This is a genomic window from Streptomyces sp. NPDC048185 (genome assembly GCF_043202495.1).
GTDB lineage: Bacteria > Actinomycetota > Actinomycetes > Streptomycetales > Streptomycetaceae > Streptomyces.
In genome coordinates, this window is record NZ_JBIDAN010000008.1 from 232,367 (window position 1) to 255,376 (window position 23,010).

Sequence of the window (23,010 nt, forward strand, 5' to 3'; positions counted from 1 at the left end):
CAAAATCAAGCGGTTTTCCGCGAGGGGATACGAATCCGGCTGCGGCGTCGGGGGCCCCGTGGCCGGACCGGCGACGCCCGGGGCGACCGGAAGCGTTCCGCGCGGTGAGTGCGACGATGGACGGATGCGAAGTGGTGGAGCACGGCGTACGGCGGTCGCGGTGGCGGCCCTCGGTTCCCTTCTGACAGCCCTGTCCGCCTGTGGCGGCGGACCGTCCGGGCACGGCACGCAGGCCGGTGCGAGCCGGCCCGCCGGCGGCGCGGCCGGCACGAGCGGCGCCCCGGCCGACACCACGCGGATCCCGGGGGTCGGCGACCGGTTGCGGCAGCGCATTCCCGCCGCGTCCCGCCAGGTCGTCGCGGTGTACGGCGAGGGCAGGGACTCCGCCGAGTCCACGGTCGTGCTGTACACGAAGCGGGGCTCCGTCTGGCACCGGACGCGCAGTTGGGCCGCGCACAACGGCCGCAAGGGGTGGACGACCGACCACCACGAGGACGACAAGCGCAGTCCCGTGGGTGTCTTCACGCTCAGCGACGCGGGCGGTGTGCTCCCCGACCCGGACCCGGCCCCCGGCGCGGGACTGCCCTACACCCGGTCCTCCGCCTTTGCGGCGCCGCGTTCGTGGGGCACGTCGTACTGGCACGACTTCGACTACGTCATCGCCATCGACTACAACCGGGTCAAGGGGACGTCACCGAACGACCCGACCCGTCCCGAGGGCGCGTCCAAGGGCGGTTCGATCTGGCTGCACATGGACCACGGCAGCGGCACGTCCGCCTGCGTCAGCCTCCCCAAGGCGGGGATGGAGTACCTGCTGCGCACGCTGGACCCGGACCGGCATCCGGTGCTGGTGATGGGGGACCGGGCGGACCTGGGCGCCTGACCGGCCCAGGGACGGCGCATCGCCTACGCCGCACCGTTCCCGGGTTCCGTGCCGGGCCCGTCGACCAGCGTGTCCAGGAGCTCGCCCAGTGCCGCGCGCTGCTCGTCCGTGAGCGGGGCGAGGATCTCCTCCGCGGCCAGGCGGCGTGCGCCGCGCACCTCCCGCAGGGCCGCGCGCCCGTCGTCCGTGAGCTCGATCCGGGTCACCCGGCGATTGGCCGGATCCGGGACGCGACGCACCTTCCCGGCCGTCTCGAGTCCGTCGACCAGCGTCGTGACCGCCCGCGGAACGACCTCCAGCCGCTCGGCCAGATCGGCCATCCGAGGCGGTGACCCGTAGTGCGCCAGGGTGCGCAGCAGCCGGGACTGGGCCGGTGTGATGCCGAGGTCGCGCCGTTCGAGATGGCGCTTCTGGATGCGGTGCACCCTGCGGGTGAGCCGCAGCAACTGCTCGGCGAGCAGGCCGTCGGGATCGGGGGCGGTCATGCGGGAACAATAACAGGACGACGTTCATTGTGAGTACAGGTAACAATGAGCTATGGTCCGTCGTCCGTCGGGTCGCCGTCCGCGCGGGCCGTCCGGACTTCCCCTCGCACTCCCCGTAGGAGCCCATGCATCCCGATCGTGAAACCCGCTGGACGCCACCCGCCGACGCCAAGGAACAGCCCCGGCAGGTGCGTCGCATCCTGAAGCTCTTCCGCCCGTACCGAGGCCGTCTGGCGATCGTCGGACTGCTCGTCGGCGCCGCGTCGCTGGTCTCCGTCGCCACGCCCTTCCTGCTCAGGGAGATCCTCGACGTCGCGATCCCCGAGGGGCGCACCGGCCTGCTGAGCCTGCTCGCCCTGGGCATGATCCTGGGCGCCGTCCTCACCAGCGTCTTCGGCGTGCTGCAGACGCTGATCTCCACGACGGTCGGCCAGCGGGTCATGCACGACCTGCGCACCGCCGTCTACGGCCGGCTCCAGCGCATGTCCCTCGCCTTCTTCACCCGCACCCGAACCGGCGAGGTCCAGTCCCGCATCGCCAACGACATCGGCGGCATGCAGGCCACCGTCACCTCGACGGCGACCTCCCTGGTCTCGAACCTCACCAGCGTGGTCGCCACGGTCGTGGCGATGGTCGTCCTCGACTGGCGTCTGACCGTCGTCTCGCTGCTGCTCCTGCCGGTCTTCGTGTGGATCAGCCGCCGGGTCGGCAGGGAGCGCAGGAAGATCACCACCAGGCGCCAGAAGCAGATGGCGGCGATGGCCGCCACGGTCACCGAGTCGCTCTCCGTCAGCGGCATCCTGCTGGGCCGCACCATGGGCCGCTCCGACTCGCTCACCCGCGCCTTCTCCGACGAGTCCGAGCGACTGGTCGACCTGGAGGTGCGGTCGAACATGGCGGGCCGCTGGCGCATGGCGGTGATCACCATCGTCATGGCAGCCATGCCGGCCGTCATCTACTGGACCGCCGGCATCGCCCTCCAGTTGGGCGGTCCGGACGTCTCCCTCGGCACCATCGTGGCCTTCGTCTCGCTCCAGCAGGGACTGTTCCGGCCGACGGTGAGCCTGCTGTCGACCGGTGTCCAGATCCAGACCTCCCTCGCCCTCTTCCAGCGCATCTTCGAGTACCTCGACCTGCCGATCGACATCACCGAACGGGACGAGCCCGTCCGTCTCGACCGGGTCAAGGGCGAGGTCCGTTTCGAGCACGTCGAGTTCGCCTACGACGGCAAGGGCGGCCCGGTCCTCGACGACATCGACGTCACCGTTCCCGCGGGCGCCAGCCTGGCCGTCGTCGGCCCCACGGGTGCGGGCAAGTCCACGCTCGGCCACCTGGTGCCGCGGCTGTACGACGTGACGGGCGGCCGGGTCACCCTCGACGGGGTCGACGTGCGTGACCTGGACTTCGACACCCTCGCCCGATCGGTCGGCGTCGTCTCGCAGGAGACGTACCTCTTCCACGCCTCGGTCGCGGAGAACCTGCGCTTCGCCAAGCCCGACGCCACCGACGAGGAACTGGAGGCGGCGGCGCGGGCGGCACAGATCCACGACCACATCGCCGCCCTGCCCGACGGCTACGACACGGTCGTCGGCGAGCGCGGCCACCGCTTCTCCGGTGGGGAGAAGCAGCGCCTGGCCATCGCCCGCACCATCCTGCGCGACCCGCCCGTCCTCGTTCTCGACGAGGCGACCAGCGCCCTGGACACCCGCACCGAGGCCGCCGTTCAGGACGCCATCGACGCCCTGTCCGCCAACCGCACCACCATCACCATCGCGCACCGCCTGTCCACCGTCCGGGGCGCCGACCGGATCGTGGTCCTCGACGCGGGCCGCCTGGCCGAGCAGGGCACGCACGAGGAGTTGCTGGCCCAGGACGGGCGGTACGCGGCCCTGGTGCGCAGGGACGCCCGACTGGAGCCGACAGGCTGACGATATGCCGGGATCGAGGTGATAAGAGGGTTACCGTGCCCGCATGCACAAGAACACTCCGCGACGGAACGCGAGGAGTCCGAGGAGTCCGAGACCCCCGCGCTTGTCGAACACCACGAGACCCCCGAGGCTGCCGAGAACGCCCAGGGGCACGATCACGTTGACGCTCCGGGGCCGCATCGCCCTGGTCGCGACCGGAGCCCTCGTGGCCGGAGCCGCCGTGGCGGTGCCGCTGCTGATGACGGACGACGAGGGCGAGTCCCGGCCCACGTCCCTGGTGATCCCGGAGGGCTGGCGCGCGACCCAGGTCTACGAAGCCGTCGACAAGACCCTCGGCCTGCCCGTCGGCACCACCAGGAAATCCCTGGCCAGGGCCGATCTGAAGCTGCCGAACGACGCCGAGGGCAATCCCGAGGGCTACCTCTTCCCGGCGACCTATCCGCTCGGTGAACAGCCGACCCCGGAGAAGCTGCTGGCGGCCATGGTGGACACGGCGAAGAGGAAGTTCCACGGCGCCCCGATCGCCGCGGGCGCCCAGCGCAACGCGCTGAACGTCTACCAGGCGGTCACCATCGCGAGCATCGTCCAGGCGGAGGCCGCGACCAAGGCGGACATGGGCAAGGTGGCCCGGGTCGTCTACAACCGCCTGGAGCGCGGCATGCCGCTGCAGATGGACTCCACCATCAACTACGCCCTGGGCCGTTCCACCCTCAGGACGACCACGCGGGACACCCGGATCAACAGCCCCTACAACTCGTACCAGCGGATGGGCCTGCCGCCCACGCCCATCGACAACCCGGGCGACGCGGCGATGCGCGCCGCGATCGACCCGACCCCGGGGGACTGGCTGTACTTCGTCACGGTCAGGCCCGGCGACACCCGCTTCACCGCCGACTACGCCGAGCACCGGCGCAACGTCGACGAGTTCGACGGCAATCGGCGGAGCGCCTCGCCGCCGGCCGGTGCCGGGGCCCGGTGAGCGGGCCGGGCGTCACGCGGCGACCGGTTCCTCCTCGGCCAGCAGCCGCCTGATGTCCCGTACGGCCGCGCGTCCGGCCCGGTTGGCGCCGACGGTGCTGGCCGACGGCCCGTAACCGACGAGGTGGACCCGCGGATCGGCGACCGCGCGCGTTCCCTCGACGCGGATGCCGCCGCCCGCCTCCCGCAGCCGCAGCGGCCTCAGGTGCTCGATCGCGGCCCGGAACCCGGTGGCCCACAGGATGACGTCCGCCTTCACCCGCCGGCCGTCGCTCCACTCCGCCCCGTCGGGCGTGATCCGGTCGAACATGGGCCGCCGGTCCAGCACGCCGGACGCGAGGCCCGCCCGGATCGCGTCGTTGAGGGGCAGCCCGGTCACCGAGACCACGCTCTTCGGCGGCAGCCCCTGCCGCACCCGCTCCTCCACGAGCGCCACCGCCGCCCGGCCCGCGTCCTCGTCGAAGGGGCCTTCGCGGAACACCGGGCGCCGCCTGGTCACCCACGTGGTGGCCGCGGCGTACGGGGCGATCTCCAGCAGGTGCTGCGTGCCCGACGCGCCCCCGCCCACCACGATCACCCGCTGCCCGGCGAACTCCGCGGGCCCGGCGTACTGACTGGTGTGCAACTGGCGGCCCCGGAAGGTCTCCTGGCCCGGGTAACGCGGCCAGAAAGGCCGGTCCCAGGTCCCGGTCGCGTTGATCAGCGCCCGGGTCGACCAGGCGCCCTCCGTGGTCTCCACGAGCAGCCGTCCGCCGCTCCCCTCGCGCACCGCGCGGACGTCGACGGGACGCCTCACCCGCAGGTCGAAGGCGCGCTCGTACGCCGCGAAGTACTCGGCGACGACCGCGGAGGACGGCCGTGCCGGGTCGGCGCCGGTCAGCTCCATGCCGGGCAGGGAGTGCATGCCGTGCACCTTGCCGTACGTCAGCGACGGCCAGCGGAACTGCCACGCGCCGCCCGGCCCGGGCGAGTGGTCGAGCACCACGAAGTCGCGCTCGGGCTCGAACCCGGTGCGCCGCAGGTGATAGGCCCCGGCCAGCCCCGCCTGACCGGCTCCGACGACGACGACCTCGACCTCGCGTGTGTTGTTCACGCTTCTACCAACGGTGTGCCCGCCCCCGGTCTTCCCGGAGACCGTGTCCACGGCTCGACGCTCCCGCCGGTCACCCGCCGCGTGCGTCAGGATGGGAGCATGTCAGACGCCTTCAGCACCCGAGTCATCAACCTCACCACCGGCTCCGCGGAACGGGTCGCCGACATCACCGGTGACTGCGAGTCCTTCCTCCGCGAGGTGGCGGCGGGCCGCGACGGCCTCCTCAACGTCTTCGTCCCCCACGCCACGGCCGGCATCGCGATCATCGAGACGGGCGCGGGCAGCGACGACGACCTGCTGGCCGCCCTGCACACCCTCCTCCCGGCCGACGACCGCTGGCAGCACCGTCACGGCAGCCCGGGCCACGGCCGCGACCACGTCCTGCCCGCCTTCGTCCCCCCGCACGCCACCCTCCCGGTGACCGACGGCCGCCTGGAACTCGGCACCTGGCAGTCGGTCTGCCTGGTGGACACGAACAAGGACAACGCCGACCGCAAGGTCCGGCTGAGCTTCCTGGGGTGAGCGGGGTGAGCGGGGTGAGCGGAATCCGTTTCCCGAGGCGGGGTTTCCGCCCTGCTCCCCACGGCTGAACGGAGAGCGACGGAAGGCGGGTCACGTCGCTGTGGTGAGTTCGACGAGGTGCCGGGCCATGCCGGCGGGGTCGACGATCTGGTGGAGGTGCGCGCCGGGCAGGTGCGCCACGCGCCAGCCGCGCTCGCGCGCCTCGTCGGCGAGGCTGTCGTAGGGAGGGCCGAACAGCACGTAGGAACAGGGGTGGTCGTCCCAGGAGTCCGGGACCGGGATCCGCTGCTCGTAGTAGGACAGCGGCAAGGTGGGCTGCTCGTCGACGACGGTCTGCCGTACCAGCGGATCGGGGAACATGGGTGCGACGTCCGCCTCGTCCCACCAGTCGGTCCAGCGTGGCAGCCTGCCGTTCACTGCCATCGGGCGGAGGAACTCCAGCAACTCGGGTGAGGCGACAGGGGTCGGCCCGCTCCGGGCCGGCAGCGCGGCATCGACGAAGACCGAGCCGGCCACCGGACGGTCGAGTCCCGAGCGGATCACCGGGAGGAAGAGGCCGGCGTTGCTGTGCACCACCAACGTGAGGGGGCTTCCGGCCGGGACCTGCCGCACGTCCTCGCGGACGGCGTCCACGACGCGGGGCCAGAAGGGTGGGCCACCGGCGCCGATGTGCAGCAGGGACGGCACCCGCACCTGGTGTCCCGCCGCCGTCAGGTGTTCGGCCACGGACTGCCAGGTCGCGGGACCCACGGACGGACTGTGCACGAGAACGAAGGTCGGCTTCATGCGGCGACCCTGTCACCCCTGCCATGGGAGGCGGGGCGGTATCGGCTGACAGCAGAGTGCTTCGTGGGTGGCGGACCTGCGCCCGGTCCGACGGCTTCGCCGGACGCGCCGGCCTCCTCGTGCCGCCCGGTGAGGAGGCCTCGCGTTCACCCGGTGGTGCGTGGTCCCACGCTGATCGTTGCGTACGCGTACGCCTCGCCCTGCCTCGGTGCGCGGTTCCAGGAACGGGTGGTCAGTTCGGGCAGGATGCCCTCGGCCAGGGCGAGCCGGGGGAGGGCCAGGCCGAACTCGGCCTCCACGGCGGCCAGCAGACGCTGTTCGTGCGCGTCCTCGCCGACGCCCTCGAGGAGCTGTTCGGGATCCAGCGCCCCGGGGACCGGTCCCGTCCGCTCGACGTCGGTGCCGCGCAGCGTGAAGGCGTACAGCTCCTCGCCGTGCCGGGCCACCGACAGGTGGAACACCGACAGACCGCCGGACCTGGCCCTGCGCACCCACAGCACCACCGCGCGCCCGTGGCGCGACGCGGTCGCGGCGGGCGAGACGAAGAAGTTCCCGACGGGCGAGCTGCGCGGAGCCGGGTCGAAGCCGAACGCCCATCCGGTACCCGTCCGGCCCACCGACACCAGGGCCCGGTCCTCCCACGGTGCCAGGCCGTCCCGTCGCTGAGCGCCGTGGTGCGGCCACGGGTCCCGGTGGCCGGGCGGAGCGGTCAGGCCCGCGCACCCGTCCTCCCCGATCAGGGACGGCAGCACCTCCGGCTCCACACCCTCCACCCACAGACACCGGTAGGAGTCGTAAGCCGCGTTCCGCCTGGGCGTGTCCGCGAGCCAGCGCAGTCCGGGCGGGTCGAGGTCCGCCACCGGGGCCGGTGCGGTGCCGGACCGGCCGGCGCGCGGCGTGGCCAGCAGTTCCCTGCCGCGCTCCGGTGTCACCACCGGCCCCAGCACGGGATCCGCGAGCAGTCCCAGTGGCGCCAGCAGGTCCGGTCCCGGCGGTGACCACGACGGCAGCGCGGCGCGGATCGTCCGCCATGCCCCGTCGGTGTCACCCCACCGGGCCGCCTCCCTTGCCTCGGCCACCGCCTGTCCGAACGCGCCGTCCGGCGCGTAGCGGTAGGAGCGGTCACGCACCCGCGCGAGGATCGCGTCGGCGGCCGCGCCGACGGCGTCGTCGGTCTCGGTACCGAGCACGAACCGGCCAGGGAAGGCGCTGTGCTGGTCGTGCCGCAGGTGGGCGGCGGCCATCGACGGCACCAGCTCGTCCGTGTACCGCGGATCGGCCACGAGTTCGTGGAAACCGTGCCCGCCACCTCTGTGCGCCAGGGTGTCGATCTGCCGCAGCATCCCCCAGGCGGACGGCCGCCCGTAGCGCCGGGCCTCGTCCAGCAGCTCGCGGGCGGTCTGCCACCGTCCGCCCAGGGCCTCCTGCCGCGCGCGCTCGACGCCGGCGTCCAGGGCGCGCGTGGTGTCGTTCACGAAGCCGGGCATGTTCGCGCGGTTCGCGTGGAAGTCGCGGTACGCCTCCTCCATGAAGGCCCGGAACGACGGGTACCGGTCCGGGAACTCGCCGCTCCACCCCTTGTACACGTACAGCGCCCACTCGCCGTCCTCGTCGGTGTCCCCCGGGTCCAGCAGGGCGTACGACATGTCCGAGTCGGTCTCCAGCCGCAGGGCCCGCTCCCACATGCCGGCCAGCAGTACCTCCTGTTCGGTCGAGCGCTCGCTCAGTTCCTGCCGGTAGGCCTCGGTCATGCCGAACGGATCCCCGAACCAGCCGATCTCGTGCACCGCGCCCAGCCGGTAGATCGACGCCGTGCCGTCGACGCGCCAGCCGTTGCTGGCTTCGAGAAAGCCCCGGTAGGACGGAGGGAACCGCGTGCCCAGGCGTTCCTCGGCCACGGCGATCTCCTCCCGCGTCGCGGGCGGGGCGGCGAGTGCCAGGTCGGCGAGGCTGACACCGCCCTCCTCCATGTCCTCCAGGTCGTCCTCGCCGGGTATCCACTCGTCCTGCCAACGGCTCAGGAAATCATGCCAGTTGAAGTGGCTCTCGTTCATGGGCCGAGTGTGGCACCCGCCTCTGACAACGGGCCCGGCCCGCCCCCGGCGACGGGCGGGCCGGCTGCGTCAGGCCGTCCGTCCCGCCCGCCTGCGCACCACCGCACGGCTCACCAGCGGCCAGGCGAGGAGCAGCACGATCACTCCGTACACCGTCACTGCGAACGGCGTGTTCACCAGGCCCGTGACGCTGCCGTCGCTGATCTGCAGGGCGCGGCGCAGCTGCTGCTCGGCGTTGGGGCCGAGGATGACGCCGATCACGGCCGGCAGGACGGGCAGGCCGTAGCGCCGCATGCCGAAGCCGACCAGGCCGATGACCAGCAGGATCACCAGGTCGATGACCTCGCCGCCGACGGCGTACGCGCCCACCGCCGCGAAGAACATGATCCCCGCGTACAGATAGGGCCGCGGGATGCGCAGCAGCTTGGCCCACACCGGTGCCAGCGGCAGGTTGAGTGCGAGCAGCAGCACCATGCCGACGAAGAGGGAGGCGATCAGGCCCCACACCAGCTCGGGTTCGCGCTCGAACAGGAGCGGACCCGGCTGGATGCCGTACTGCTGGAAGGCGGCCAGCATGACCGCGGCGACGGCGGTGGTCGGCAGGCCCAGGGTCAGCATGGACACCAGCGTGCCCGCCGCCGAGGCCGACGCCGCCGACTCCGGCCCGGCCACGCCCTCGATGGCTCCCTTGCCCCACTCGTCCTTGTGCTTGGACAGCCGCTTCTCCGTCACGTAGGAGAGGAAGGTGGGGATCTCCGCGCCGCCCGCCGGGATCGCGCCGAACGGGAACCCGATGAACGGGCCGCGCAGCCACGACTTCCACGTCCGCCGCACGTCGCCGCGGCCGAGCCAGGGCCGTCCCACCGGGATCGGCTCGGCCGCCCCGCGCCGCAGGTGCGCCGCGACCCACAGCGCCTCGCCGATCGCGAACAGACCGACCGCGACGATCACCACGTCGATGCCGTCGGCGAGTTGCAGCGAGCCGAAGGTCAGCCGCTGCTGGCCCGTCATCTGGTCCAGGCCCACCAGGCCGATCGTCAGGCCGATCAGCAGGGACGCCAGGCCCCGGATGCGCGAGGAGCCGAGCACCGAGGTCACCGCGATGAACGCCAGCACCATGATGGCGAAGTAGTCGGGCGCGCCGATGTCCACCGCCAGGTCGGCGACCGTCGGCGCCAGCGCCACCAGCAGGATCGTGCCGATCATGCCGCCCGCGAAGTGACCGATGGCGGCGGCCGCCAGCGCCTGGGCGCCCCGCCCCGCCTTGGCCATGGGGTTGCCCTCCATGGCCGCGACCACCGCGGCACTCTCGCCGGGGGTGTTGAGCAGGATGGAGGTGGTCGAACCACCGAACATGGCGCCGTAGTAGATGCCCGCGAACATGATGAACGCGGCCACCGGGTCCAGCCCGTACGTCACGGGCAGCAGCAGGGCCACCGCCATCGCGGGGCCGATTCCGGGCAGCACGCCGATGGCCGTGCCCAGCAGGACACCGAGGGCGGCCCACAGGAGATTGAGTGGGGTGAGGGCCGTGCCGAAGCCGTCCAGGAGGGAGTTCAGGGCGTTCATGTCAGAGCACTCCCATCAGCGGACCACCGGGCAGTGGCACTCCGAGCAGCTTGTCGAAGACGACGTACGTGATCAGGGACAGCACCGCGGCGATCAGCGGATCACGGTCGACGCGCCGGCTGCCGAGGGCGAAGGCGGCTCCCCAGAACAGCAGCGCGCCCGCGACGGGGAAACCGGCCGGCTCGATCAGCACGGCCGCGCCCAGGAAGATGCCGGCCAGCAGCAGCACCGTGCGCCAGTCGGCCGGTTCGGACAGGTCGACGTCCTCGCCGCCCTCGGCCTCGCCCCGGCCGCCGCGCAGCACGTCCACGGCGAGCAGGGCGGCGATCACCAGCAGGCCCACGCCGACGACGACAGGGACCGTCTTCGGGCCGACCGGACCCCGTTGCGTGATGTCGACGTCCATGGTCAGCGCGTCGGTCAGCACCAGTACACCGAGCGCCAGCAGCAGCACGCACACGCCCAGTTCGGAGTGGTCGCGCAGCCACGACCGCCGCGCGGCGGCCGGTTCGGTGGGCGTCTCGGTCCGCGTCGTCACAGTCCCAGCTCCTTCAGCACCGACACCACACGCTTGTCCTGGGCGTCCAGGAATGCGCCGAACTCCTCGCCCGTCAGGTAGGCGTCGTCCCAGCCGTTCTGCTCCAGCGACTTCTTCCACTCGGGAGAGTCGTGCAGCTCGTCCACCAGGCGGGTCAGCTTGGCCCGCTCCGCGTCGGTCAGGCCGGGCGGGGCCACGATGCCGCGCCAGTTGGTGAAGTCCACGTCGTAGCCGGACTCCTTGAGCGTCGGGGCGTCCGCGAGGTCGTCCACGCGCTCCGGGCCCGTCACCGCGAGCACTCTGAGCTCGCCCGCCTTGATCTGGTCCAGGTACTCGCCGACGCCGGAGACCCCGAAGCCGACCTTGTTGCCGAGGATCGACGCGAGCAGCTCGCCGCCCCCGTCGAAGGGGATGTAGTTGACCGACCTGGGGGAGATCCCGGCGGCCTGCGCCATCAGCATCGGCGCGAGGTGGTCGGGCCCGCCCGGGGACGAGCCACCACCGACGGGGATCTTCCCGGGGTCCTTCTTCCAGGCGGTGATCAGCTCGTCGATCGTTCGGTACGGGGAGTCCTTGGCGACCACGACGACGTCCTGCTCCTCGGTGAGCCGCGCGATCGGCGTGGTGTCGGCGAGCGTCTTGGGCGCGTGGTTGGACCGGGCGGCGCCCACGACGCCCAGGCCCATGGACATGGCGAGCTTGCCGTTGCCGTGTTCGCTCACCAGCCGGCTCAGGCCCACGGTGCCGCCCGCGCCGGGCAGGTTGAACACCTCGATGTTGTGCGTGAGTCCGGCGTCCTCGGCGTTCTTCGCGACCGTGCGGGCGGTGATGTCGTAGCCGCCGCCGGGGGTGTTGGGGACCATGAAGCGCAGGCCGGGAATCTGCGTGCCGGTCTCGGACTCGCTGCCCGTCGAGAGCAGCGGGGGACCGGCGAGGACGAGCACGGCGGCCCCGAGCAGAGCAAGGGGGGTGCGCAGGCGCACGAATGCCACCACCTGTCGGTTGGGTAGATCGGTACGGGGAGCCCTGTGGGGGAGGGTGATGTGGGCCACATGGTGCCCGCGACCCGTCGATGTGTCTTCCTTGCGGAACCAAGGGAGGTTGTGGTCTTTACGGTCGCCGGGTCGCCGGGTCGCCGGGTCGCCGGGTCGCCGGGTCGCCGGGTCGCCGGGGCGCCGGGGTGGCGGGGCGGCGGGGCGGCGGCGGGACTGTCGGATCGCCGGCCGTCCCGCGTCACCGGTGCATCGCCGGTTCATTGCGAAGACAGCACATCCCTTTCCTTCGCCGCAGGTGGGCGCCATGATGGCGCCCGACGTCCCCCACGCCGACACCCCCACCCCCGCCCCCCGTCCACCGAGATCGAGTACGCCGTGGCCCCCACCTTCCGCCGTCACACCCTCGCGGGCGAGATGCTGGTCCTCCAGCTCGCCATCGTCGTGGTGGTGCTGCTCGCGGTGGCCGCCGTCTCGCTCGCCCAGTCGAAGGCGACGTTCAACCGCGTCGAGGGCCGCCGCGTCGCGGCCATCGCCGAACAGCTCGCCGCCACTCCGCTCGTCCGCAGCCGGCTGCTGCGCCCCGTGCCGCAGGAGGCACTCGCCCCCCTGGTGAACTCCACGCAGACCCAGTCCGGGGTCACCTCGGTCACGGTGGCCGATGCCGGCGGCCGCATCGTCAGCTCCACCGACCCGACCGTGGTGGGCGCCCGGCTGCCGCTCGCCGGCGACGCCGCCGAGGGACGCGGCTGGACGGGGGCGCTGACGCTGGGCGGCAGCCGGGAACTCGTCGCGCAGGTCCCGGTGCTCGGGGACACGCCGGAAACCCTCGGCCGGCACCTCGGCACGGTGATGGTCGGTGAGGCCGACCCCACGGCGTGGCAGCGGCTCGGCGGCGCGTCCTCCTACCTCATGGCCTACCTCGGCATCGCGAGCGCCCTCGGTGTGGCCGGCTCCTGGCTGCTCGCCCGGCGCGTCAAACGGCAGACCCTCGGCCTGGAACCCCGCGAGATCGCCGGGCTCGCCGAACACCGGGAGGCGATGCTCTACGGCATCGCCGAGGGCGTGGTCGCCCTCGATCCGCAGCACCGGATCACCCTGGTCAACGAGATGGGCCGGCGCCTGCTCGACCTGCCCGAGGACTGTGTGGGCCAGAGCCTGGACGGCCTGGGCATCGACGGGCGCCTCCTGGACGTCCTCACCGGCGCCACGGCCGACGCGGCCGACCGGCACGACACGGGCGCGCTGCACGACGCGGCCGACCGGCACGACACGGCCGGGCGGCGCGACGAGGTCGTCGTCCGCCACGGCCGGGTCCTGGTGATGAACCGCATGACCGTCACCAAGGACGGCCGCCCGCTCGGCTCGGTCACCACCCTGCGCGACCGCACCGAACTGGCCCGCCTGGAAAGGGAGATCGGCGCCTTCCGCAGCACCTCCGAGCTGCTGCGGGCCCAGGCCCACGAGTTCGCCAACCAGCTGCACACCATCTCCGGGCTGATCCAGATCGGCGAGCAGGACGAGGTGGTGCGCTACATCCGGGCACTCAACCAGCGCCGCCAGTCCCTCGACGTCACCCTCAGCCGCCGGGTCCGCGACACCGCCGTCGCCGCGCTGCTGACGGCGAAGTCCTCGCTGGCGGCCGAGCGCAGGGTCGCCCTGCGCGTCTCCGAGCGCACCGCCCTGGGCCGGCTCACCCCCGAGGACGCCGCCGACGTGGCGACCGTGGTCGGCAACCTCGTCGACAACGCGGTGGACGCCGCCGCGACGCACGGAGACGGAGCCGCCTGGGTCGAGGTCGAGCTCAGACAGGACGCCACCGGCGTGGAGATCGTGGTCCGCGACTCGGGGCCCGGTGTGGCGCCCGCACTGGCCCGTGAGGTCTTCGCCCACGGATTCACCACCAAGGCCGCCCGGCAGGGCGAGCGCGGCATCGGCCTGGCGCTGACCCGGCTGGTCTGCGAACGCCACGGCGGCGAGATCTCGGTGACCAACACCTCCGAAGGGGCCGTGTTCACGGCACGCATGACGGTCAGCCACCTCACCGACGCGGTGGCGGAAGGAGCAGCACCATGACGGGGACGAGCGGCACCGGCGGTGCGAGGGCCGCGGCCGGCGCGAGGGCCGCCGCCGACGCGATCGGCGTGCTCGTCGTCGACGACGACTTCATGGTGGCCCGGGTCCACCGCGCCTACGTCGAACGCGTAGAACCCTTCCGGGTCGTCGGCGTCGCCGGTACCGGCGAGCAGACACTCACCGCCGTCGGCGAGCTCCGCCCCGACCTGGTCCTGCTCGATCTGTACCTGCCCGACCTCTTCGGCCTGGACGTCGTCACCCGGCTGCGCGCCGCCGGCCACGACTGCGACGTCATGGTCATCAGCGCGGCCCGGGAGGCGGACACGGTGCGCGGCGCCGTACGCCACGGCGTCGTCGACTACCTGCTCAAGCCGTTCGACTTCGAGGACCTGCGGGTCCGGCTGGAGCGTTACGCCGGGCGGCGGGGCCGGCTGCTCGGGACCGTCGTGCGCAGTCAGGCCGACGTCGACCGCGTACTGGCCGGCGCGACGGCACCGGCCGCCCCGGTCCCGGCGCTGCCCAAGGGGATGAGCGCGGAGACGGCCGAGCTGGTCGAACGGACCCTCCGCGATGCCGAGGGCACGCTGTCGGCCAGCGAGTGCGCGGCGCTGACCGGCGTCTCCCGGGTCAGCGCCCGCCGCTACCTGGAGCACTTCCACACCGTCGGCCGTGCGGAGGTGTCCCTGCGCTACGGAGCGGCGGGCCGCCCCGAACGCCGCTACCGCTTCCGGGGCGCGGTCACCGGCCCGGCGCTCCCGCCCGCAGCCCGTCCATGACGAAGTCCAGGAACCGGGTGGCCCGCGGCTGCCAGTCCTCGCCGGGGTCGATCAGCCACAGACCGCCGATGACGAGGAAGAAGTCGTCCGCGGTGATCCCGGGCCGGATGGTTCCGGCCTCCTCGTTGGCGCGCAGGAGGAGCCCGGCCGCGTCCATGACCGGGGTGGGGTGCGGCTTCCGCGGGCTTCCCGGCGCGCTGGTGACCAGCCGGATCGCGTCCGCCAGGCCGGCCTTGGTCATGGCGAACCCGGCGAGGCGGTCCATCCACTCCCGCAGGGCACGTTCGGGCGGGCGGGTGGCGAGCAGCTCGGGCGCGGCGTCGGCCACCTGCCGCATCTCGTAGCGGTAGACCTCCAGGACGAGCGCCTCGCGGTTGGGGAAGTTGCGGTAGAAGGTGCCCTGCCCGACGCCCGCCTTCTTGGCGATGGCGCTCAGCGGCGCGTCCGCGCAGCGCGTCAGTTCCTCCGTGGCCACGTGCAGGATCCGCTCGCGGTTGCGCTGGGCGTCCGAGCGCAGGGCAGCGTCCGGCTTGTCCTTCTTCGCCTGCGACACCCGTCCTCCTCCCGGGTCCGTGGCCGAATCCCGTTCTTGCTAAGCGGACAGCTGTCCGTTACGTTTCCAGTGAGCGGACAGCTGTCCGGTTTCCTGCCCACTGTAGCGGCGGATGCGGCCCGGCGGGACCGGCCGGTGCGCCCGCCCATCGATGAACCCACGCCTCCAGCCCGTTTCCCTGTCACCAGACACCAAAGAAGGCTGACCATGGCCCCAGCGCCCTCGTCGACGTCCAGCGCCATCACCCTGAACATCAACGGCGAGAAGCACCAGCTGACCGTCGACCACCGCACCACCCTGCTCGACGCCCTGCGCGAGCGCCTCGACCTGACCGGTACCAAGAAGGGCTGCGACCAGGGGCAGTGCGGTGCCTGCACCGTCCTGGTCGACGGGCGTCGCGCCGTCTCGTGCCTCAACCTCGCCGTCGCGGCCGAGGGGCGCGAGGTCACCACCATCGAAGGCATGGCCGAGGGCGACCGGCTGCACCCGGTGCAGCAGGCCTTCCTCGACCTCGACGGCTACCAGTGCGGATACTGCACGCCCGGCCAGATCTGCTCGGCCGTCGCCGTCATCGAGGAGCACGCCGCCGGGTGGCCGAGCGCCGTCACCGACGACGTCCGGCCCGAGGCCGGACCACCACCGCTGACGCCCGACGAGATCCGTGAGCGGATGAGCGGAAACCTGTGCCGCTGCGGCGCCTACGTCTCGATCGTCCAGGCCGTCGCCCGCGCCGCCGAGAGCCACGGCAAGAACGAGGACGCCGAGGAGGCCGTTGCATGAGGGAGTTCGGCTACCAGCGCGCCGACGACGTCCCCGGAGCCGTGGCGCTGCTCGCCGCCGACCCGGACGCCCGCTTCCTCGGCGGCGGCACCAACCTCGTCGACCTGATGAAGACCGGCGTCGAACGCCCCGCCCTGCTCGTCGACGTCCGCGAGCTCCCCCTGGACGGCATCGAGCCGACCGGTGACGGCGGCCTGCGCATCGGCGCGACCGTCACCAACAGCGACCTCGCCGCGCACCCCGAAGTCCGCCGACGCTACCCGGCGTTGACCCAGGCCGTCCTGGCCGGCGCCTCCGGGCAGCTGCGCAACATGGCCACCGTCGGCGGGAACCTGCTCCAGCGCACCCGCTGCGGCTACTTCACCGACGTGAGCAAGCCGTGCAACAAGCGCGTCCCCGGCAGCGGTTGCCCCGCGGTCACCGGCGAGCACCACAACCACGCCGTGCTGGGCGCCTCCGACCACTGCGTGGCCGTGCACCCCTCGGACATGGGCGTCGCCCTCACCGCCTTCGACGCGGTCGTCACCTTCGAGACGGCCGAAGGACCGGGGGAGCTGCCGCTCACCGACTTCTACCTCCCCGTCGGTGACACCCCGCACCGGGAGACCGCCCTGCCGCCCGGCGCGCTGATCACCGGAGTCACCCTGCCGCCCGCCCCCGCCGCCGCCCGCTCGCGCTACCGCAAGGTCCGCGAACGCGCCTCGTACGCCTTCGCGATCGGGTCGGTCGCCGCCGCGCTCGACATCGAGGACGGCGTGGTCCGCGAGGCACGGCTGGCCCTCGGTGCCGTCGCCTCCCGCCCCTGGCGGGCCCGCGCGGCCGAGGCCGTGCTGACCGGCGCACCGGCCGGCGACGACACCTTCGCCGCGGCCGCGGACGCCGAACTGGCAGCGGCGAGGCCCCTGACCGACAACGCGTACAAGGTGACCCTCATGCGCAACCTCGTGATCGCCGTGCTGACCGAACTCGCCGAGGAGACCACCCGATGACCACCGCCACGACCGGCCGCACGCCGGTGCAGGGCGCCGTCGGCACCGCGCACACCCGCGTGGAGGGCCGGGACAAGGTCACCGGGGCGGCCCGCTACGCCGGTGAGATCCCCTTCGCCGACCTCGCCCACGGCTGGCTGGTGCTGTCCACCGTCACGCGTGGCCGCATCCGCTCCCTCGACACGGACGCCGTCCTCGGCATGCCGGGCGTGCTGGCCGTCCTGCACCACGGCAACGCCCCGCGCCTGGACACCGGGTACGTCGGCATGCTGGGCGTCCCGGACCCGACCGCAGCCGTCTTCCAGCACGACCGGGTGCCGCACGCCGGATGGCCCGTCGCCCTCGTCGTCGCCGAGACGCCCGAGCAGGCCAGGGAGGCCGCCGAGGCCCTCGCCGTGACCTACGACGAGGAGCCGCACGACACCGTCCTGCGCGCCGACCACCCCGACGCCCACCCCGTGGGCGGGCACATGCCGGCGGAGACGGAGAAGGGCGACCTGGACGCCGCCCTCGCCGCGTCCGCCGTCGTCCTGGACGCCGAGTACACCACCCCCGAAGAGCACCACAGCATGATGGAGCCGCACGCGGCGACCGCGCTGTGGGACGGCGGGCGGCTGGAGGTCGTCGACTCCAACCAGGGCACCACCTGGGTGCAGGGCGAACTCGCGAAGATGTTCTCCCTCGACGAGTCCGCGGTGCGGGTGCGGTCCGAGCACATCGGCGGCGGCTTCGGCAGCAAGGGCCTGCGCGCCCACCAGGTGTCCGCCGTGATGGCCGCGACCGTCCTCCACCGCCCGGTGCGTGTCGTGATGACCCGGCGTCAGATGTTCTCGCTGGCCGGGTACCGCAGCCCCACCGCCCAGCGCGTCAGGCTCGGCGCCGACCCCGACGGCCGGCTCCGCGCGCTGGAGCACCGGTCGCTCAACCAGACGTCCACGGTGTACGAGTTCGTCGAGCCCGGCGCCGGCGTGGCCCGGGTGATGTACGACGCCGAGGCCCACCGCACCGCCAACCACGTCGCACGGCTCGACGTGCCGTCCCCCACCTACATGCGGGCGCCGGGCGAGGCACCGGGGTCGTTCGCGATCGAGTCGGCGCTCGACGAACTCGCCGAGCGCTGCGGCGTCGACCCGATCGAGCTGCGCCTGCGCAACGAGCCCGAAGTGGGCCCGGTCTCCGGCAACCCGTTCAGCAGCCGCAACCTCGCCGCCTGCTTCCGCGAGGGCGCCCGCCGCTTCGGCTGGGCGGACCGCGACCCGCGCCCCGGCGTACGCCGCGACGGGCGCTGGCTGCTGGGCACCGGCACGGCCGCCGCATCCTTCCCCTCGGGCGCCGGGCCCTCCACGGCCCTGGTGACCGCGGAGGCCGACGGCACCTTCACCGTGCGGATCGCCGCCGCCGACATCGGCACCGGCGCCCGCACCGCCCTCACCCTGGTCGCCGCCGACGCGCTGGAGGTCACGCCGGACAGGGTCCGCGTCCGCATCGGGGACAGCGACTTCGGCCCGGCGATGATCGCGGGCGGCTCCATGGGCACCCGCTCCTGGGCCTGGGCGGTCACGGCCGCCGCCGCGGAACTGCGCGAACGGCTCGCCCTCGGCACCGACCTCCCGCCCGAGGGCATCACCGTGCGCTCCGACACCACCGCCGCCATCGGCGCCCTCGCCCAGAAGGAACGGCACTCCTTCGGGGCGCAGTTCGCCGAGGTCGCCGTGGACACCACCACCGGCGAGGTGCGGGTGCGCCGGATGCTCGGCATCTTCGCCGCGGGCCGGATCGTCAACCCGCTCACCGCCCGCAACCAGCTCGTCGGCGGAATGATCTGGGGCATCTCCATGGCCCTGCACGAGGAAGCCGTCCGGGACCGGATCAGCGGCGGCCTCTACGGCCCCGACCTCGCCGGCTACCACGTCGCCACGCACGCCGACGTGCCGGACGTCGAGGCGGACTGGGTGGACGACCCCGACCCCGACGACCCCGTCGGCATCAAGGGCATCGGCGAGATCGGCATCGTGGGCGCCGCCGCGGCCGTCGCCAACGCCGTCCGGCACGCGACGGGCGTCCGCCACCGCCACCTGCCGATCCGGCCCGACCGCGTACTGACGACAGCGGCGCCCGGCGGCGGGGGAGCGGCGCCCGCAGACGGGGGACCGGCGGATGCTTGACATCGCCGGCGAGTTGCACCGCTGGATCGAGGAGGGCCGGGAGTTCGCGGTCGCCACCGTCGTCTCCGTCGGCGGCAGCGCACCGCGCGGACCCGGCGCGGCCCTCGCCGTCGACAGCGAGGGCACGGCGCTCGGCTCGGTCTCCGGCGGCTGCGTGGAGGGCGCGGTGTACGACCTGTGCACCGCGGCCCTGCGCGACGGCGAGACGGTGCGCGAACGGTTCGGCTACAGCGACGAGGACGCCTTCGCCGTCGGGCTCACCTGCGGCGGGGTCATCGACGTGCTGGTCACTCCGGTCGGGGCCGGCTCGCCGGCGCGGGCGGTTCTCCGGGCGGCCCTGTCGGCCGCCGCCCGGGACGAGCCCGCCGCCCTCGCCCGGGTCGTCCGGGGCCCGGCCGGGCTCCTCGGGCGGGCGCTGCTCGTCCGCGCCGACGGCTCGTCCGAGGGCGGACTCGGCGGTCACCCCGAGCTGGACCGCACCGCGGTGACCGAGACGCGGGCGCTGCTGGACGCGGGGCGCACCGGCACGGTCGGCCTGTCGGAGGACGGCTCGCACTGCCCGGGCGGACTCACCCTGCTCGTCGAGTCCCGGGTGCCCGCACCCCGCATGATCGTCTTCGGTGCGGTCGACTTCGCCGCGGCGCTGGTGCGCGCCGGCAAGTTCCTCGGCCACCACGTGACCGTGTGCGACGCCCGGCCCGTCTTCGCGACGCGGGCCCGCTTCCCCGAGGCCGACGAGGTCGTCGTCGACTGGCCGCACCGCTACCTGCGCGGCACCCCGACCGACGCGCGGACGGTGCTGTGCGTCCTCACCCACGACGCCAAGTTCGACGTACCGCTGCTGACCGAGGCCCTGCGGTTGCCGGTCGCGTACGTCGGCGCGATGGGCTCGCGGCGCACCCACGAGGACCGGGAGCGACGGCTGCGTGAAGCAGGCCTGGGCGAGCCCGAGCTGGCCCGGCTGCGGTCGCCCATCGGCCTGGACCTCGGCGCCCGCACCCCCGAGGAGACGGCCCTGTCCATCGCGGCGGAGATCGTCGCCGTCCGGCGCGGCGGCACCGGCGCGCCGCTGACCGGCGGCGCGGCGCCGATCCACCGCGACCTGTCCCGGGCCGCCGCCTGACGGCCCGGGGCAGGAGCGCGCGGACTACTCAGGGCAGCGCCGACACGCCGGCCAGGCGGACGGCGGACTCCAGCAGCGTGGCGTGCACGAAGGCCTGGGGGAGGTTGCCGCGCAGCTGACGCTGACGCACGTCGTACTCCTCGGCGAACAGCCCGGGCGGCCCGCAGGCCGCCCGGGTGCGCTCGAACCAGCGGAACGCACCCACCCGGTCACCGAGCCGGTGGGTGGCGAGCGCCATGGTGAATCCGCACAGCAGGAAGGCCCCCTCCGCTTCCCCGAGCGGCTCGCCCGGGTGCTCGAAGCGGTACAGGTACCCGTCCTCGGCGAGCCGGGACTCGATGTACGCGCGCGTGGCGGCCCCGCCGTCGTCGCCGAACGCGCAGCCGCGGGCCATCGGCACCAGCAGGGCGGCCTCGGGACCGTCGTCGTCGGCGGCCCGGCGCCAGCGTCCGTCGGGGCGCAGGCAGCGCCGCCGGGTCTCCCGCAGCACGGCCTCCGCGAGGTCGTCGAGGCGCTGTCCCGCGCCGCGGGGCAGCACCTGCGCCATCCGGCGCAGACCGCACACCACGCTCAGTCGTGAGTGGGTCCACCACCGGTCCTCCAGCTCCCACAGTCCGGCGTCCGGCCGCAGCCACTGCCGCTCCACGACGTCCACGGCGACGGACGCGGCGCGTTCCGCGTCCCCGGTCAGCCGGTCGTGCGCGGCCGCCGCGGCGAAGAGCTGGAGCGCCTCCCCGAAGGTGTCCAGCTGGAACTGGTCGCCCGCGTCGTTGCCGATGTGGTCGGTGCCGCCGGGATAGCCCGGCAGCCGCAGGGAACGGCCCCCACCGACCGGCCTGCCGTCGACCGTGTAGGCGGGGCGGGCCTTGTCACCGTCCTCGAGGATGCGTTCGGCGACGAACCGCACGGCGTCGTCGACCAGCGGGTGGGGGCCGTGCGCGGCGACGGCGAGACCGGCGTAGCACTGGTCGCGCAGCCACGCGAAGCGGTAGTCGTAGTTGCGCCCGCTGTTGGCCCGCTCGGGCAGGGACGTGGTGGCGGCGGCGACCATGCCGCCGGAGACGCTGGTCAGCCCGCGCAGCACGGCGTACGCGTGCCGGGCGTCGCGGGGCGCGACCAGCGGCGAGCAGTCCGGGACGGCCCGCTGCCACTCCCGTTCCGTGGCCCGCCACAGCGCGTCCGCGTCCAGCGGCTCCGTCCCGGGTCCCTCGGACAGCTCCAGCACGAGGTCGTGCGACGCGCCCTCGCGCAGCGGGAACTCGCCTACCAGCCCCTCGCCGGGCCGCCACACCGCGTCCGGCGCGCCGGTCAGGCGCATCCGCATCCCCGGGGCCCCCGCCGTCCACACCCCGTCCACGCGGCGGGGGTCCGCCATCCGGCCGGTACCGAAGCCCGGACGGGCGTCCAGCACCAGGCGCAGCCGCGGCGCGCCCCGCACCGCCCGCATCCGGCGCAGCAGCACGAGCCGGTCCGTGCGGGCGGGCATGGCCAGCGCCTCGCGGCACTCGATCACGCAGTCGGAGGTCAGCCAGCGGCTCACCCGGATGAGCGTGCCCTCCTCGTAGTAGCCGCCCCAGACGTGCCGCGGGTCCACCGGTCCGACCGTGAAGTGCCCGGGGCCGCCGATGAGCGCGGAGAAGACCGCGTCGTCGTGCCAGCGCGGGGCGCACAGCCACACGATCCGGCCCCGGGGGTCCAGCACCGCGCCGCGCTCCCCGTCGGCGATCAGGGCGTAGTCCCGCAGCACCCAGGGGGGAGAGGACGAGTCGGGCTCCTGCGCGGGCTGGTCGGCACGGTGGTCCATGACGCTACGGCTATCCCTGTGCCGATGGCCGAAACGGTGCCGTCGGCCGGTGTCACCGCGGCGCGCGGCGTCGCCGGGCGCGCCCCGGACGTCCGCCCTCAGACGGCTGTGGCGCGCCACCCCACCCCGTGCGCGGCCAGCGGCCCTACCGTGAGGCCCGCCGCGCGGCAGTCGGCGACGAGGTCCGGGAGGGCGCCGAGGGCCGCCCGCCAGCTGCCCGGGGCGGAGGCGTGGTCGGTGTCGTGCAGGAGGACCGTGCCGCCCGGACGCAGGTCCGCCGCGACGGCCGCCCGCACGGAGACAGGCGTGGCGTCGTGCCGCCAGTCCTCGCCCCACGCCGTCCACAGCACCGGCCGCAGTCCGGCACGCCGGGCCGCGGCCCAGCGGCCGGAGGTGAGGATGCCGTACGGCGGCCGGTACCAGCGCGGGGCGCGGCCGGTGACCTCGGCGACCGTGCGGGCGGCCCGCAGCAGCTCCCGCGCGTCCCGTGCCGGCGACGGCAGCCAGGGCCGGTCGTGCGACCAGCCGTGGACGGCGAGTTCGTGCCCCCGCCGGACCAGCTCACGCGCGGTTCCGGGGTGCCGTACGACGTTCTCGCCCAGGACGAAGAACGTGGCCCGCACGCCGAGCAGGTCGAGGGCGTCGAGGAAGCGGGGTGTGGACGCCGGGTCGGGGCCGTCGTCGAAGGTGAGGGCGACGTGGTCGGGCCGGCCCTGTCCGGCCAGCGCGGGGAACCAGCGGCGGCGCAGGCCGGGCAGCCAGGTCGCGGCCGGACCGATGTGGGCCAGCGCGGCGACCGCCGGCACGACGACCGCGGGTACGACGACCGCGGGTACGGCCGCGTACGCCGCCCGTCCGGTCCCTGTCCTGTCCCGCATCCGCCGCGCTCCTGTCGTTGCGCCCTCTCCCGGGGGTG

At 73.7% G+C, this 23,010-nt stretch carries 20 protein-coding genes; 10 read left to right on the forward strand and 10 right to left on the reverse strand.

The window, feature by feature from the left end; all coding sequences use genetic code 11:
• Positions 1-124: 124 nt before the first annotated feature.
• Entirely contained in the window at positions 125-883 is a 759-nt protein-coding gene (locus ACGF3H_RS24220) for a hypothetical protein (protein ID WP_362487422.1), read from the forward strand.
• A 23-nt stretch (positions 884-906) separates the two neighbouring features.
• Here the strand turns inward: ACGF3H_RS24220 and ACGF3H_RS24225 are convergent, their stop codons facing one another.
• Positions 907-1,368: a MarR family transcriptional regulator gene (locus ACGF3H_RS24225; RefSeq protein WP_362487420.1), complete on the reverse strand. Its 462-nt coding sequence runs from the start codon at positions 1,366-1,368 to the stop codon at positions 907-909.
• 125 nt (positions 1,369-1,493) lie between these two features.
• Here ACGF3H_RS24225 and ACGF3H_RS24230 point away from each other — a divergent pair, with 125 nt between their 5' ends.
• Entirely contained in the window at positions 1,494-3,296 is a 1,803-nt protein-coding gene (locus ACGF3H_RS24230) for an ABC transporter ATP-binding protein (protein ID WP_362487418.1), read from the forward strand.
• 220 nt (positions 3,297-3,516) lie between these two features.
• Positions 3,517-4,275, forward strand: coding sequence for an endolytic transglycosylase MltG (gene mltG, locus ACGF3H_RS24235; protein WP_362487868.1), 759 nt, complete (start codon positions 3,517-3,519; stop codon positions 4,273-4,275).
• Between the two features lie 12 nt (positions 4,276-4,287).
• On the opposite strand, the gene ACGF3H_RS24240 is transcribed toward mltG, so the two are convergent.
• Entirely contained in the window at positions 4,288-5,367 is a 1,080-nt protein-coding gene (locus ACGF3H_RS24240; protein ID WP_362487416.1) for an NAD(P)-binding domain-containing protein, read from the reverse strand.
• A gap of 99 nt (positions 5,368-5,466) precedes the next feature.
• Here ACGF3H_RS24240 and ACGF3H_RS24245 point away from each other — a divergent pair, with 99 nt between their 5' ends.
• Positions 5,467-5,889: a secondary thiamine-phosphate synthase enzyme YjbQ gene (locus ACGF3H_RS24245; RefSeq protein ID WP_362487414.1), complete on the forward strand. Its 423-nt coding sequence runs from the start codon at positions 5,467-5,469 to the stop codon at positions 5,887-5,889.
• Between the two features lie 90 nt (positions 5,890-5,979).
• Here the strand turns inward: ACGF3H_RS24245 and ACGF3H_RS24250 are convergent, their stop codons facing one another.
• The 5 genes from ACGF3H_RS24250 to ACGF3H_RS24270 all read right to left on the reverse strand — a co-directional run bounded on the left by ACGF3H_RS24250 (position 5,980) and on the right by ACGF3H_RS24270 (position 11,819).
• Positions 5,980-6,675, reverse strand: a complete 696-nt coding sequence (locus ACGF3H_RS24250) for an alpha/beta hydrolase (RefSeq protein WP_362487411.1) — start codon at positions 6,673-6,675, stop codon at positions 5,980-5,982.
• A 146-nt stretch (positions 6,676-6,821) separates the two neighbouring features.
• Positions 6,822-8,729: an SMI1/KNR4 family protein gene (locus ACGF3H_RS24255; RefSeq protein ID WP_362487409.1), complete on the reverse strand. Its 1,908-nt coding sequence runs from the start codon at positions 8,727-8,729 to the stop codon at positions 6,822-6,824.
• A 69-nt stretch (positions 8,730-8,798) separates the two neighbouring features.
• Positions 8,799-10,298, reverse strand: coding sequence for a tripartite tricarboxylate transporter permease (locus ACGF3H_RS24260; protein WP_362487407.1), 1,500 nt, complete (start codon positions 10,296-10,298; stop codon positions 8,799-8,801).
• A gap of 1 nt (position 10,299) precedes the next feature.
• Positions 10,300-10,836 (reverse strand): tripartite tricarboxylate transporter TctB family protein, encoded by a 537-nt coding sequence (locus ACGF3H_RS24265; protein ID WP_362487406.1) that lies wholly within the window; start codon positions 10,834-10,836, stop codon positions 10,300-10,302.
• Positions 10,833-11,819 (reverse strand): tripartite tricarboxylate transporter substrate binding protein, encoded by a 987-nt coding sequence (locus tag ACGF3H_RS24270; RefSeq protein ID WP_362487866.1) that lies wholly within the window; start codon positions 11,817-11,819, stop codon positions 10,833-10,835. The genes ACGF3H_RS24265 and ACGF3H_RS24270 overlap by 4 nt, the downstream gene beginning before the upstream one ends.
• Positions 11,820-12,206: 387 nt before the next feature.
• Between ACGF3H_RS24270 and ACGF3H_RS24275 the strand changes: the two genes are divergently transcribed.
• Entirely contained in the window at positions 12,207-13,904 is a 1,698-nt protein-coding gene (locus tag ACGF3H_RS24275; RefSeq protein ID WP_362487404.1) for an ATP-binding protein, read from the forward strand.
• Entirely contained in the window at positions 13,901-14,680 is a 780-nt protein-coding gene (locus ACGF3H_RS24280) for a response regulator (protein ID WP_362487402.1), read from the forward strand. Before ACGF3H_RS24275 ends, ACGF3H_RS24280 begins: the two co-directional genes overlap by 4 nt.
• Here ACGF3H_RS24280 and ACGF3H_RS24285 read toward each other — a convergent pair.
• A complete protein-coding gene (locus tag ACGF3H_RS24285; RefSeq protein ID WP_362487401.1) occupies positions 14,643-15,233 on the reverse strand; it encodes a TetR/AcrR family transcriptional regulator in 591 nt (196 codons plus the stop codon). The two genes, ACGF3H_RS24280 and ACGF3H_RS24285, sit on opposite strands and share 38 nt — an antisense overlap.
• A 207-nt stretch (positions 15,234-15,440) precedes the next feature.
• Here ACGF3H_RS24285 and ACGF3H_RS24290 point away from each other — a divergent pair, with 207 nt between their 5' ends.
• From ACGF3H_RS24290 to ACGF3H_RS24305, 4 genes are read left to right on the forward strand one after another with little or no spacing between them, the layout of a single operon-like run.
• A complete protein-coding gene (locus tag ACGF3H_RS24290; protein WP_362487399.1) occupies positions 15,441-16,013 on the forward strand; it encodes a 2Fe-2S iron-sulfur cluster-binding protein in 573 nt (190 codons plus the stop codon).
• The gene (locus tag ACGF3H_RS24295; protein WP_362487398.1) at positions 16,010-17,002 is read left to right on the forward strand and encodes a xanthine dehydrogenase family protein subunit M; all 993 of its coding nucleotides are present in this window, start codon (positions 16,010-16,012) and stop codon (positions 17,000-17,002) included. The genes ACGF3H_RS24290 and ACGF3H_RS24295 overlap by 4 nt, the downstream gene beginning before the upstream one ends.
• Positions 16,999-19,167 carry a xanthine dehydrogenase family protein molybdopterin-binding subunit gene (locus ACGF3H_RS24300; RefSeq protein WP_362487395.1) on the forward strand — a complete coding sequence of 723 codons (2,169 nt, stop codon included), beginning with the start codon at positions 16,999-17,001 and terminating at the stop codon, positions 19,165-19,167. The genes ACGF3H_RS24295 and ACGF3H_RS24300 overlap by 4 nt, the downstream gene beginning before the upstream one ends.
• On the forward strand, positions 19,160-20,290 hold the full coding sequence (locus tag ACGF3H_RS24305) for an XdhC/CoxI family protein (RefSeq protein WP_362487393.1): 1,131 nt from the start codon (positions 19,160-19,162) through the stop codon (positions 20,288-20,290). Before ACGF3H_RS24300 ends, ACGF3H_RS24305 begins: the two co-directional genes overlap by 8 nt.
• A gap of 28 nt (positions 20,291-20,318) precedes the next feature.
• Here ACGF3H_RS24305 and ACGF3H_RS24310 read toward each other — a convergent pair whose 3' ends face one another.
• Both ACGF3H_RS24310 and ACGF3H_RS24315 read right to left on the reverse strand, forming a co-directional pair.
• Entirely contained in the window at positions 20,319-22,094 is a 1,776-nt protein-coding gene (locus ACGF3H_RS24310; RefSeq protein WP_362487391.1) for a glycoside hydrolase family 15 protein, read from the reverse strand.
• 98 nt (positions 22,095-22,192) lie between these two features.
• Positions 22,193-22,972, reverse strand: coding sequence for a polysaccharide deacetylase family protein (locus ACGF3H_RS24315; RefSeq protein ID WP_362487389.1), 780 nt, complete (start codon positions 22,970-22,972; stop codon positions 22,193-22,195).
• Between the last annotated feature and the right edge of the window lie 38 nt (positions 22,973-23,010).

Excerpts from the sequence above, each read along its gene's own strand:
- ACGF3H_RS24255 (WP_362487409.1), bottom strand. The coding sequence starts at position 8,729 with ATGAACGAGAGCCACTTCAACTGGCATGATTTCCTGAGCCGTTGGCAG.
- ACGF3H_RS24225 (WP_362487420.1), bottom strand. The coding sequence starts at position 1,368 with ATGACCGCCCCCGATCCCGACGGCCTGCTCGCCGAGCAGTTGCTGCGG.
- ACGF3H_RS24305 (WP_362487393.1), top strand. The coding sequence starts at position 19,160 with ATGCTTGACATCGCCGGCGAGTTGCACCGCTGGATCGAGGAGGGCCGG.
- ACGF3H_RS24260 (WP_362487407.1), bottom strand. The coding sequence starts at position 10,298 with ATGAACGCCCTGAACTCCCTCCTGGACGGCTTCGGCACGGCCCTCACC.
- ACGF3H_RS24245 (WP_362487414.1), top strand. The coding sequence starts at position 5,467 with ATGTCAGACGCCTTCAGCACCCGAGTCATCAACCTCACCACCGGCTCC.
- ACGF3H_RS24290 (WP_362487399.1), top strand. The coding sequence starts at position 15,441 with ATGGCCCCAGCGCCCTCGTCGACGTCCAGCGCCATCACCCTGAACATC.
- ACGF3H_RS24230 (WP_362487418.1), top strand. The coding sequence starts at position 1,494 with ATGCATCCCGATCGTGAAACCCGCTGGACGCCACCCGCCGACGCCAAG.
- ACGF3H_RS24310 (WP_362487391.1), bottom strand. The coding sequence starts at position 22,094 with ATGGACCACCGTGCCGACCAGCCCGCGCAGGAGCCCGACTCGTCCTCT.
- ACGF3H_RS24280 (WP_362487402.1), top strand. The coding sequence starts at position 13,901 with ATGACGGGGACGAGCGGCACCGGCGGTGCGAGGGCCGCGGCCGGCGCG.
- ACGF3H_RS24295 (WP_362487398.1), top strand. The coding sequence starts at position 16,010 with ATGAGGGAGTTCGGCTACCAGCGCGCCGACGACGTCCCCGGAGCCGTG.
- ACGF3H_RS24300 (WP_362487395.1), top strand. The coding sequence starts at position 16,999 with ATGACCACCGCCACGACCGGCCGCACGCCGGTGCAGGGCGCCGTCGGC.
- ACGF3H_RS24250 (WP_362487411.1), bottom strand. The coding sequence starts at position 6,675 with ATGAAGCCGACCTTCGTTCTCGTGCACAGTCCGTCCGTGGGTCCCGCG.
- ACGF3H_RS24220 (WP_362487422.1), top strand. The coding sequence starts at position 125 with ATGCGAAGTGGTGGAGCACGGCGTACGGCGGTCGCGGTGGCGGCCCTC.
- ACGF3H_RS24315 (WP_362487389.1), bottom strand. The coding sequence starts at position 22,972 with ATGCGGGACAGGACAGGGACCGGACGGGCGGCGTACGCGGCCGTACCC.